Below are 11287 nucleotides of genomic sequence, written 5' to 3' on the forward strand. Positions count from 1 at the left end.
CGCGGCCTCGCACCGGCCGGAGTTCGGGCTGGGGTGGGCCGCGCCGTCCCGCCGCCACGCGGCCCGCGCCCCGGACGCCGACCCGCCCACCAGCGGCGCCACCACCGCCGTCAGCGCGGCGGTCAGCCGCGCGGGCACCCAGTTGGCGACGTCGTCCGCCCGCGCCGACGCCCAGCCGAAGCGGGCGTAGCGGGCCGACCGGTACCCGACCATCGCGTCCAGGGTGTTCACCGCGCGGTAGGCCAGCAGCCCCGGGACACCGGCGACCGCGCCCCACACCAGCGGCGCCACCGCGGCGTCGGAGGTGTTCTCGGCGACCGACTCCACGGTGGCCCGCACCAGCTCGGCCTCGCCCAGGGACGACGGGTCCCGGCCGGCCAGGGTGGGCAGGTGCGCGCGGGCGGCGGGCAGGTCGTCGAGCAGGGCCTCCATCCGGGTCCCCGCCCGGCCCAGCGACGTGCCGCCGAGCACTGCCCAGGTGGCTGCCGCCGTGACCGCCGTCCGGCGCGGGAGGACCGCACCCAGCGCGGCCACCGGGACCACGCAGGCCGTCCAGTGCAGCGCCCCCGCCGTCCGGGAGTCCCGGTAGGTCACCCGCTCCACCGCCGCGGCCGCCCGGCCGAAGCCGGCGACCGGGTGCCCGCGCCGCGGGTCGGCGAACAGCAGGTCGGCCGCCGCGCCCAGGGCGATCCCGGCAGCTCCGGCGAGGTCCACGGGGCCCGATGGTGCCAACTACGATTCGCCCCCATGCGCCTGCCCGGCCGTTACGACGGCGTCGCCCGGCCGATCGTCACCTACGGCACCGACCCGGTGCTGCACCGGCGCTGCGCCGACGTGACCACCTTCGACCGCGAGCTGCGGCACCTGGTGCTGGACATGTTCGCCTCCATGCAGGCCGCCGACGGCGTGGGCCTGGCGGCCAACCAGATCGGCGTCGACGCCCAGGTCTTCGTCATCGACTGCCCGGACGCCGAGGGCAACGACGTGGTCGGCTACGTGGTCAACCCCAGGCTGACCGTGCTCGAGCCGCTGGAGGACGAGCCCGAGATCGAGCGCACCGAGGAGGGCTGCCTGTCGGTCCCCGGCCCCTACGCCGAGCTCGACCGCGCCTTCCGCGCCCGGGTGGACGGCGTCGACGTGCACGGCGACCCCACCTCGATCGAGGCCACCGGCATGGCCGCCCGCTGCCTGCAGCACGAGTGCGACCACCTGGAGGGCACCGTCTACGTCGACCGGCTGCCCGCCGAGCAGCGCGACCAGCTGCTCGCCGAGGCCGCGGGGCCCCAGGGGGACCTGCCCGCGTGATCGTCGTCGTGGGCGTCGGGGCCGACGGCTGGGACGGGCTGCCGCCGCTGTCCCGGGCCGCCGTCGAGGCCGCCGACGTGCTGGTCGGCAGCCCGCGCCAGCTGGACCTCGTGCCGGTGGAGGCCGAGCGCCGGCCCTGGCCCTCCCCGCTGGTCCCGGCCATCCCGGGGCTGTTCGCCGAGCTCGCCGGCCGGTCGGTCGTCGTCCTGGCCTCGGGCGACCCGATGCTCTCGGGTGTGGGGACGACGCTGGTGCGCGAGCTGGGCGCCGACGCCGTCCGGGTGCTGCCCGCGCCGTCCTCGGTGTCGCTGGCCTGCGCCCGGCTGGGGTGGGCGGTCGAGGACACCCCGGTGGTGTCCCTGGTGGGCCGGCCGCTGGAGCTGCTGCACCCGCACGTGCACCCCGGCGCCCGGTTGCTGGTCCTGGGGTCGGACGGCGGCACCCCCGCCGCGGTGGCCGGGCTGCTCACCGCCCGGGGCTACGGCGACTCGGTGGTCACCGCGCTGGCCTCCCTCGGCGGGCCCGAGGAGACGATCACCTCCGGGACGGCGGCCGGGTGGGGCGCCGAGCCGCCGCCGCTGGTCCTCACCGCCGTCGAGTGCCGCGCGGTCCGCGGCACCGCGCCGCTGCCCACCACCCCCGGTCTGCCCGACGACGCCTACGAGCACGACGGCCAGCTGACCAAGAACGAGGTCCGCGCGGTCACCTTGGCCCGGCTCGCCCCGGTGCCCGGCCAGCTGCTGTGGGACATCGGTGCGGGGTCGGGCTCGATCGGCATCGAGTGGATGCGCGCCCACCCCGGCTGCCGCGCGGTCGCGGTCGAGGCCGTGGCCGAGCGGGCCGAGCGGATCGCCCGCAACGCCTCCCGGCTGGGCGTGCCCTACCTGCGCGTGGTGCACGGCAGCGCCCCCGACGTCCTCGGCCGGTTGCCGCAGCCGGACGCCGTGTTCGTCGGCGGCGGGGCCACCACGCCGCTGCTGCTGGACGCCTGCTGGGACGCGCTGCCACCCGGGGGGCGGATGGTGGTCAACGCGGTGACCGTGCAGAGCGAGGCCGTGCTGGCCGACTGGCAGTCCCGGTCCGGTGGCGCGCTGGTGCGGCTGGCGGTGCAGCGGGCCGAGCCGGTCGGCGGGTTCCTGGGCTGGAAGCCGGCCATGCCGGTGACCATCTGGAGCGGCACGAGGTGACCGTGCACTTCATCGGGGCGGGCCCGGGGGCCGCCGACCTGATGACCCTCCGCGGCGCCCGGCTGCTCGCCGCCTGCCCCGTCGTGCTGTACGCCGGTGCGCTGGTGCCGCGCGAGCTGCTGGACACCGCCCGCGCCGACGCCCGGCTGGTCGACACCGCCGACCTCGACCTGGACGCCATCACCGCCGAGCTCGTCGCGGCGCACGCGGCGGGGCACGACGTCGCCCGGCTGCACTCCGGCGACCCCTCGGTCTGGAGCGCGGTGGCCGAGCAGATGCGCCGCCTGGACGCCGCCGGGGTGCCCTACGACGTCGTCCCCGGGGTGCCGGCCTTCGCCGCCGCGGCGGCCTCGCTGAAGCGGGAGCTGACCGTCCCCGGCGTCGGCCAGACCGTGGTGCTCACCCGGACGTCGGCCCGCTCCACGCCCATGCCGCCGGGGGAGGAACTGGCCGCCTACGCCGCCACCGGCGCGACGATCGTGCTGCACCTGGCCGTGCAGCGGATCGCCGAGCTGGCCCCCCAGCTCGCCGAGCACTACGGCGCCGACGGCCCGGTGGCGGTCGTCGCCCGTGCGTCCCGGGACGACGAGTTGGTGCTGCGCGGCAGCCTCGCCGACATCGCCGACCAGGTCGCGGCGGCGGGCGTCGTCCGCACCGCGGTGGTGGTGGTCGGCCCGGTGCTCACCGCGGCCGCGTTCCCCGACAGCCACCTGTACTCCACCACCCGACCGCGATGATCCTGGTCCTGGGCGGGACGGGGGAGGCGCGGGAGCTGGCCGCCGTCCTCACCGCCCGGGGCGGGCACGTGGTCTCCTCCCTCGCCGGCCGGCTGGCCGACCCGGTGCTGCCCGACGGCGAGGTCCGGGTGGGTGGGTTCGGCGGGGTCGAGGGGCTCACCGCGTGGCTGGCCGAGCACCGGCCGGCCGCGGTCGTCGACGCCACCCACCCCTTCGCCGCGGGCATCACCGCGAACGCCGCGGCCGCCTGCGGCAGCACCCCGCTGCTCCGGTTGCAGCGCCCCGGGTGGACCCCCGGCCCCGGCGACGACTGGCACTGGGCCGCCGACCTCGACGAGGCGGCGTCGTCGGTCAGCGGGATGGTCACCGGCACCACCTTCCTCACCACGGGCCGGCAGGGCCTGGCCGCCTTCGCCGGGCTGCCGGGCCGCGTGCTGGTGCGCTGCGTGGACCCCCCGACCGGGCCGCTGCCGGCCGGGGCCACCCTGGTGCTCGCCCGCGGGCCGTTCACCGTGGCCGACGAGCTCGCCCTGATGCGGGAGCACGCCGTCGACGTCGTCGTCAGCAAGGACTCGGGAGGGCACATGACCGCGGCCAAGCTGGTCGCGGCGCGCGAGCTCGGCCTCCCGGTCGTGCTGGTCCGCCGCCCACCGCTGCCGGCCGGCGTGCCGGTCGTGGGCACCGTCGAGGAGGCCGCCGCGTGGCTGCGCTGATCCCGACGCTGACCCTCTTCGACCTCGACGGCACGCTGGTCGACTCCGCACCCGGCATCCACGCCTCGATCCGGGTCGCCGCCGCGTCGCTCGGGCTGCCCGAACCGACGCCCGACCAGCTCGCGGCCATGGTCGGGCCGCCGCTGCAGGACGGCTTCGCCACCCACTTCGGGCTCGAGGGCACCGACGTCGACCGCGCGGTCGCCGCCTACCGCGCGCACTACGCCGCCGGCGCGGTGCTCGACGCGTCGGTGTACCCCGGCGTCCCGGCGCTGCTGGATGCCCTGCGCGCCGACGGCCAGGTCCTCGCCGTGGCCACCTCCAAGCCGGCCACCTTCGCCGAGCGGGTCCTCGAGCACGCCGGGTTGCGCGACGCGTTCGCCGGGGTGCACGGCGCGACGCTGGACGGCCGGGTGCGGCACAAGCCGCAGGTCGTCGGGCTGGCGCTGGCCGCCCACCCGGGCGAGCAGCCGGTGCTGGTCGGCGACCGCGCGCAGGACGTCGTCGGGGCGCGGGTGCACGGCCTGCCCTGCGTGGGGGCCGGCTGGGGACCGGCCCGCCCGGGCGAGCTGCAGCAGGCCGGCGCCGCCGTCGTCGTCGCGGAGCCCGCCGAGGTCCCGGGGGCGCTGCGCCGCGTGCGGGCCTGACCCGGGCGGGTGATCACCCTCCCGGGGGCTCATCGACGGCCCGGTCGCGGCCGATGACCCTGCTCGGAGGGCGCACCAGCGCCGCACGGACGGAGGAGTGGACGTGACCGAGGAGCTGCCGGTGCCGGGGGCGCTGGTCGACGTCGTCGCGGGGGCCGAGGTGGTCACCGGACGGGTCGCCCAGCGGCACGCCGACGGCGTCGTCGTCGAGCTCCCCGTGGCGCCGGTCGCCACCGAGCCGCTGCGGCTGTACTGGACCGCCCCCGGCGGCGTGCACACCGTGCTGGCCCGCGTGGCCATGCGCTGGCCGGTCCGCGACGGCGTCCGGTGGCAGCTGCTGCCGGTCGGCGCCGCCGAGCGCGGCAACCGGCGGGACGCCGTCCGCGCGCCGCTGCGCCTGAAGCTGCAGCTGGTCCAGCGCGACACGGGGGCGGTCTTCCGCGGCCGCACCACCGACCTCAGCGAGGCCGGCCTGCGGGGCCGGCTCGAACCCGCCCGCACCGCCCCGGTCGAGGGCGCGTCGGCGGACATCGGGATGCTGCTGCGCGGCGCGGTCTTCCCGCTGCCCGGTCAGCTGCAGACCGTGATCGGCGACGAGTCCGGCTGGGACGTCACCGTCGCCTTCGTCGACCTGGCGGAGAGCCTGCAGGACCTCATCCGCGCGCAGGTGTTCGCCGCCCTCCGCGAGCAGCGGCGGCTCAGCCTGCTGTGACCGCCACCGTCCGGCGGTCGCGGACCAGCCCGGCCACCGCGGTCAGGGCCAGCAGCACCACCACCGCCCCGTAGACCTCCGCCGTCGTGGTGAGGCCCAGCGGCCCGGCGGCCAGGCCCGCGGCGATCGCCGGCAGGCTGAAGGCCAGGTAGCTGACGGTGAACACCGCCGACAGCAGGCCCGCGCGCTGCGCCGGGTCGACGCCGGCGGTCACCGTGGCCATGGCCCCCAGGAACGCCGACCCGAACCCGAAGCCGCTGACCACCGCGGCGACGTAGAACGCGGGCAGCGAGCCGGCGGCCAGGGCGGCGACCGTGCCGCCCACGCCGAGGACGAACACCAGCGCGCCGGTGACCATGCCGGTCGCGGGGGCCAGCCCGCGGGTGGCCAGCGACCCGACGATGCCGGTGCCGTTGAGCGCCAGGATGAGCAGCCCGCCGGCCACGTGGTTCTGCACGGCGAACACCCCGGCCACCAGGGAGGGGCCCAGCGAGGCGTAGAGCCCGCCGAGCGCCCAGGTCGCGGCCAGGCAGGGCAGGACGACGAGGAAGGCCCGCCGGCTGGTGCGCGGCACGTGCACGCTCGGGCGCAGCGAGGCCAGCGCGCCCGGCGCCCGTGGCGAGGACTCCGGCAGCGCCACCCAGGTCAGGCCGGCGGCCAGCACGAACACGAACGCCAGGACGCCGAACACCCACTCGCCCGGGCTGGTGACCAGCTGGACGGCGACGGAGGCGCCGAGTGCGCCGAGGGAGAGCCCCAGACCGGGGGAGGCGGAGTTGATCAGCGGGCCGAGCGGCTTCGTCGGGCGCTGCAGGTCCAGCAGGGCCGCGCCGAACGCCCCGGTCATCGCGCCGGTCGCCAGCCCCTGCACCACCCGGGCGACGAGCAGCCAGACCACGCCGTCGGCCAGCACGAACAAGCCCATCGCGACGGCCTCGACCAGCAGTGCCACCACCAGCACCGGACGGCGGCCCACGTGGTCGGACAGCGCGCCGACGGTGAGCAGGGCCAGCAGCAGCGCGAAGGCGTAGACGGCGAAGACCAGCGTCAGCGTGCCGGTGCCGAAGCCGAACTCCGCTGCGTAGACCTGGTACAGCGGGGACGGGACGCCGGAGGCGGCGAGCACCAGGACCAGCAGCACGGCCACCGACCAGAACGCCGCCGGCCGGGAGAGTGTGCGCACGCGGGTGGTAGCACCCCGGCGGACCGAAGTGTTCCTGCCCCGGCGGGCGGGTCGAGCTCGGGCAGCCGCTGTGCGCGGGCTGTGCGAACGTGTCCCGGTCCGTCCCGCACGCCCCGGTGCCCCGAGGAGACCACGATGAGCAGGACGTCCCCGAACACCGAGCCGGAGCGACGCTCCGCGGGCCTGTCCGGGCTGATGCGCCCGGTCAACTCCGTCGTCGAGAGGTACATCCCCAGCGCGCTGGTCTTCGCGGTGGTGCTGACCTTCGTCGTGGCGCTGCTGGCGCTGCTGCTCACCGACGTCGGGGTCGGCGGGCTCATCACCGGGTGGGGCGACGGGCTCTCCGGGCTCCTGGCGTTCATGACCCAGATGGCGCTGATCCTGCTGCTCGGGCACACGCTGGCCAACACCGGCCCGGTCCGCCGGCTGCTGGCGCGGCTGGGCGGGGTGCCGCGCAGCACCGTGCAGGCCTACGTCTTCGTCTTCGTGGTGGCGTCCCTGGCCTCGCTGATCACCTGGGGTCTGGGGCTGGTCGTCGGTGCCCTGCTCGCCAAGGAGGTGGCCGCGCAGGGCCGCGAGAAGGGGTTGCGGCTGCACTTCCCGCTCCTGGTCGCGGCGGGGTACTCCGGCTACGTCATCTGGCACATGGGGTACTCCGGCTCCGGCCCGCTGACGGCGGCCACCGAGGGGTCCTTCCTGGCCGAGCAGCTGGGCCGGACGATCCCGGTCACCGAGACGGTCTTCACCTGGTGGAACCTCACCGCCGCGGCGGTGACCATCGTGGTGGTAGCGGCTGCGTTGGCACTGGCGGCGCCCAAGCGCGACGAGGCGGTCGTCGAGCTGCACTTCGACGCCCGGGGCACCGATGCCGTCGACCTGGACGACGAGGTCGTCACCCCCGCCGACCGGGTGGACGCCAGCCGGGTCCTCACCCTGCTGGTGGGGCTCGCGCTGGTCGCCTACCTGGTCCTGCACTACGCGCAGGGCGGCACGGCCACGCTCGACATCGTCAACTGGACGTTCCTGGCGCTGATCTTCCTGCTGGTGCGCAACCCCTTCGAGCTGGTCGCCCTCGTCCGCAACGCGGCCGCCAACGTCGGGGAGATCCTGCTGCAGTTCCCGCTCTACGCCGGGATCATGGGCATCATGTCGGCCTCCGGGCTGATCACGGTCTTCTCCGACGCGGTGGTCGGGATCTCCGGTCCGGCCTCGTTCGGGGTGCTCGCGTTCCTGGCCGCGGGGTTGGTCAACTTCTTCGTGCCCTCGGGGGGCGGGCAGTTCGCCGTCCAGGGGCCCGTCTTCCTGGACGCGGCCCAGCAGCTGGGCGTCGACCCGTCCGTCGCGATCATGGCCATCGCGTACGGCGACCAGTGGACGAACATGGTCCAGCCGTTCTGGGCGCTGCCGGTGCTGGCCATCGCCGGGCTCAAGATGCGCGACATCCTGGGCTACACCACGGTCACGCTGATCGCCTCCGGCGTGGTCTTCGCGACCACCCTGCTGCTCCTCGGGCTGGCGGCCTGAGCCCCCGTCCCGGGTGCGCTCAGCCGGGGTAGGTGCGGCTGGTGTACACCTGGCCGGACGGCGTGACCCGGGTCTGGCTGCTGCCCACCAGCACCAGGCAGCGCATGTCGACGGTGCCCGGGTCGAACGCCTCCAGGGTGGTCACCGTGACCGACTCCTCGGGCCCGCCGACGTCGCGACCGACCACCACCACCGTGTCGGGGGAGCGCACCTCGAGCAGGGCCGCGCGGGCGTCGAACAGCTGCTGCGGGCGGGCCCTGGAGCGGGGGTTGTAGAGCGCGATCACCAGGTCGGCGGCCGCCGCGTGCCGCAACCGGTCGAGGACGACGTCCCACGGCTTGAGCACGTCCGACAGCGACAGGATGCAGAAGTCGTGCCCCAGCGGTGCGCCCACCTTCGACGCCACCGCCTGCGCGGCGGTGACGCCCGGCAGCACCCGGACCGGGACGTCGGGGAAGTCCGCCGCGGCCACCTCGAGCACCGCGGCGGCCATCGCGAACACGCCCGGGTCGCCCGAGGAGACCACCGCGACCCGGCGGCCGGACCGGGCCAGCTCCAGCGCGGCGGCGGCCCGCTGCGCCTCCACCCGGTTGTCGCTGGGGTGCCTGACCTGCCGCGGGTTGGTCGGCACCCGGTCCAGGTAGGGGCCGTAGCCCACCAGGTCGTCGGCCTCGGCCAGCGCGGTGGCGGCCTCGGGCGTCGTCCAGGAGCGGTCGCCGGGGCCGAGCCCGACGACGGTCACCGAGCCCACCGTGGGAGGTGTCGGAAGCTCTACCCCCTCCATCGCAGCGGACGAGGGGGGTGGAGCTTCCGATACCGGGGCCACGAGGTCGGCGGCGTCGTTGCCCGGGCCGGTCAGCTCGCTCGGCAGCAGCGCGAGGGAGAAGTAGGGGACCGTGTCCGGGTCGACGTCGGCCAGCGGCAGCACCCGCTGCCGGTCGGTGGTCGCCCGCTCCACGTACCAGGCGCGGTCGAGCACGCCCGCCACGGAGAAGGCGTCGCGCACGGCCCCGAACGTGCGGCCCAGCTTCATCACCGCCGCCGAGTCCGTGCTCTCCAGCCAGGCGGCCAGCTCCTCGGTGGGCAGCGTGCCGGGCAGCACGGTGAGCACCTCGTCGCGCTCCACCAGCGGTCGGCCGAGCACCGCGGCGGCGCCGCTGACGCTGGTCACCCCGGGCACCACCTCGGTCGGGTACCGGTGGGCCAGCCGCTTGTGCATGTGCATGTAGGAGCCGTAGAAGAACGGGTCCCCCTCGGCCAGGACGACGACGTCGCGGCCGGCGTCCAGGTGGGCGGCCAGGCGCTCGGCGGCCGCGGCGTAGAACTCGTCGATCGCGCCCTGGTAGCCGCCGGGGTGGTCGGTGCCCTCGGTGGTCACCGGGTAGACCAGCAGCTCCTCGACCTGCCCCGCGCGCAGGTAGGGCTCGGCCAGCGCCCGGGCCACCGACCGGCCGTGCCGGGCGGCGTGGAACGCGACGACGTCGGCCGCGCCGATCAGCCGGGCCGCCTTGACCGTCACCAGCTCGGGGTCGCCGGGGCCCAGCCCGACCCCGTAGAGGCGCCCGCTCACTCGACGGTGCTCGCGAGCGCGTTGACCGCGGCGGCGGTGATCGCCGACCCACCGCGCCGGCCCCGGACGACGAGGAAGTCCAGGTCGGAGGCGGCGAGGGCCTCCTTGCTCTCCACCGCGCCGATGAAGCCCACCGGGATGCCCACCACCGCGGCCGGGCGGGGTGCGCCCGCGGCGACCATCTCCAGCAGGTGGAACAGCGCGGTGGGCGCGTTGCCGATGGCGACGACGGCGCCGTCCAGCTTGTCGCCCCACAGCTGCAGGGCGGCCGCCGTCCGGGTGGTGCCCAGCGCCGCGGCGAGGTCCGGCGTCCGCGGGTCGTTCAGCGTGCAGACGACCTCGTTGTAGGCCGGCAGCCGCTTGCGGGTGACGCCGGCGGCCACCATCTGGGCGTCGCACAGCACCGGTGCGCCGCGCTCGAGCGCCGTCCGGGCCCTGCCGACGACGCCGTCGGACCAGGCCACGTCGTCGACGAGGTCGACCTGGCCGCAGGCGTGGATCATCCGGACCGTCACCTGCGCGACGTCGGCCGGCAGCCGGTCCAGCGCGGCCTCGCGGCGGATGGTGGCGAAGGACTGCCGGTAGATCTCCGCGCCGTCGTGCTCGTACTGGTAGCTCACCCTGCTCCGATCTCGTAGCCCTGGCCGGTGGCCAGGACGTCGACCGATCCTGCCGGGCGCCCGCAGCGGCGCTCGCACCCGGCCCAGTGCTGGGGCCCCTCGACCGGCAGCGAGCCGGTGGCCACCGCCCGCGCGGCGTCGGCCCGGACGTCGGCCCGCGACTTCGCGCAGCCGGGCAGCCCGGCGCACGCGGTGACCTGCGCCCAGGGGCTGGCCGCGTCGAACACCAGCCCCGCGTGGTGCAGCGCGGTCGCGACGTCGTCGACGAACTCGTCGGGCAGGTCGGGGACGGCGACGCTGCGCCACGGCGTCAGCTGCACCTCGCTGCCCAGCGCCGCGGTGACCTGCACCAGGACGTCGAGCGCCGCGGTGGTGAGCCGGCCCAGCGGCACCAGCCCGACCAGCGCCACCCGGCCGTCGTCCTGCTCCACCGAACCGACCGGCGGGTCGGCCGGGGCGGGTGCGACGGTCGCGGTGGACCCGCCGAGCCGGGCAGCGACCCGGGCCGGGCCGTCGCTGAGCTCGTGCAGCCGCCAGGCCCGCGAGGCCTGGGCGCGCCGCTCCTCGAGGAAGGCGCGGGCCACGCGCAGCAGCAGGTCGTGGGCCGCGGCGGGGGTGGCCTGCAGATCGGTGCCCTGCCCGGCGAGGACCAGCGCGAGGGCGTCGGGCGCCACCGCGACCAGGCCGGCGTCCCCGGTCAGGTGGTGCACGTCGCCGCGGCCGTCGTCCACGGTCACCAGGAACCGGCCGGGCAGGTCGGCCAGCGCGGGGTCGGCGACCAGGCCCGTGTCGAAGGCCCGCACCACCGGCCGGACGTCGACCAGGCCGCCGGAGCGCCCGGACAGCACGCTGGCCACGACGTTCCGGGCGGTCTCGTGGGCCTCGGACGGCAGCAGCCCGGCCCCGTGCAGGCGGCGGGCCAGCTCGGGCGGGGCGTCGTCGGCCAGGCCGCGCAGCTGCACGTTGCCGCGGCTGGTCAGCTCCAGCGCGCCGTCGGCCAGGTCGACCGCGGCCTGGGCGAGCGCCAGCAGCTGTGCGCCGGTCAGCAGCCCGCCGGGCACCCGGACCCGGGCCAGCCGGCCGTCGGCG

Annotated in this window: 11 protein-coding genes and 1 pseudogene; 7 read left to right on the plus strand and 5 right to left on the minus strand. The window is 76.6% G+C overall.

Features of this window, described 5'->3' with window-relative positions; all coding sequences use genetic code 11:
• Window positions 1-714: CobD/CbiB family cobalamin biosynthesis protein (locus tag NH342_RS19145; RefSeq protein WP_253017293.1), on the minus strand; the 714-nt coding region annotated here is incomplete at its 3' end.
• 33 nt (window positions 715-747) lie between these two features.
• Between NH342_RS19145 and def the strand changes: the two genes are divergently transcribed.
• From def to NH342_RS19175, 6 genes are all read left to right on the plus strand, one after another.
• A complete protein-coding gene (gene def, locus NH342_RS19150; RefSeq protein WP_253017295.1) occupies window positions 748-1305 on the plus strand; it encodes a peptide deformylase in 558 nt (185 codons plus the stop codon).
• Window positions 1302-2492 (plus strand): precorrin-6y C5,15-methyltransferase (decarboxylating) subunit CbiE, encoded by a 1191-nt coding sequence (cbiE, locus tag NH342_RS24370; RefSeq protein WP_253017297.1) that lies wholly within the window; start codon window positions 1302-1304, stop codon window positions 2490-2492. Before def ends, cbiE begins: the two co-directional genes overlap by 4 nt.
• Entirely contained in the window at window positions 2489-3229 is a 741-nt protein-coding gene (cobM, locus tag NH342_RS19160; protein WP_253017299.1) for a precorrin-4 C(11)-methyltransferase, read from the plus strand. Before cbiE ends, cobM begins: the two co-directional genes overlap by 4 nt.
• Window positions 3226-3942, plus strand: a complete 717-nt coding sequence (locus NH342_RS19165; RefSeq protein WP_253017301.1) for a cobalt-precorrin-6A reductase — start codon at window positions 3226-3228, stop codon at window positions 3940-3942. The genes cobM and NH342_RS19165 overlap by 4 nt, the downstream gene beginning before the upstream one ends.
• Window positions 3930-4589, plus strand: coding sequence for an HAD hydrolase-like protein (locus tag NH342_RS19170; protein WP_253017303.1), 660 nt, complete (start codon window positions 3930-3932; stop codon window positions 4587-4589). The genes NH342_RS19165 and NH342_RS19170 overlap by 13 nt, the downstream gene beginning before the upstream one ends.
• A 103-nt stretch (window positions 4590-4692) precedes the next feature.
• A complete protein-coding gene (locus NH342_RS19175) occupies window positions 4693-5301 on the plus strand; it encodes a PilZ domain-containing protein (protein ID WP_253017305.1) in 609 nt (202 codons plus the stop codon).
• On the opposite strand, the pseudogene NH342_RS19180 reads toward NH342_RS19175, so the two are convergent.
• Window positions 5288-6505 (minus strand): annotated as a pseudogene (locus tag NH342_RS19180) (MFS transporter); the annotation flags it as partial. The gene NH342_RS19175 and the pseudogene NH342_RS19180 overlap by 14 nt on opposite strands.
• A gap of 114 nt (window positions 6506-6619) precedes the next feature.
• Here NH342_RS19180 and NH342_RS19185 point away from each other — a divergent pair.
• Window positions 6620-8008, plus strand: a complete 1389-nt coding sequence (locus NH342_RS19185; RefSeq protein ID WP_253017309.1) for a short-chain fatty acid transporter — start codon at window positions 6620-6622, stop codon at window positions 8006-8008.
• Between the two features lie 19 nt (window positions 8009-8027).
• Here the strand turns inward: NH342_RS19185 and NH342_RS24375 are convergent, their stop codons facing one another.
• The 3 genes from NH342_RS24375 to cobG all read right to left on the minus strand — a co-directional run.
• The gene (locus NH342_RS24375; RefSeq protein WP_253017311.1) at window positions 8028-9578 is read right to left on the minus strand and encodes a precorrin-2 C(20)-methyltransferase; all 1551 of its coding nucleotides are present in this window, start codon (window positions 9576-9578) and stop codon (window positions 8028-8030) included.
• Window positions 9575-10198: a precorrin-8X methylmutase gene (locus NH342_RS19195; protein ID WP_253017313.1), complete on the minus strand. Its 624-nt coding sequence runs from the start codon at window positions 10196-10198 to the stop codon at window positions 9575-9577. The genes NH342_RS24375 and NH342_RS19195 overlap by 4 nt, the downstream gene beginning before the upstream one ends.
• Window positions 10195-11287 (minus strand): precorrin-3B synthase (gene cobG / locus NH342_RS19200; protein WP_253017315.1); only part of this gene is annotated, 1093 nt, incomplete at its 5' end. The genes NH342_RS19195 and cobG, both read right to left, overlap by 4 nt.

It is taken from the genome of Klenkia sp. PcliD-1-E (assembly GCF_024124375.1).
In the GTDB taxonomy this organism is placed as follows: domain Bacteria; phylum Actinomycetota; class Actinomycetes; order Mycobacteriales; family Geodermatophilaceae; genus Klenkia.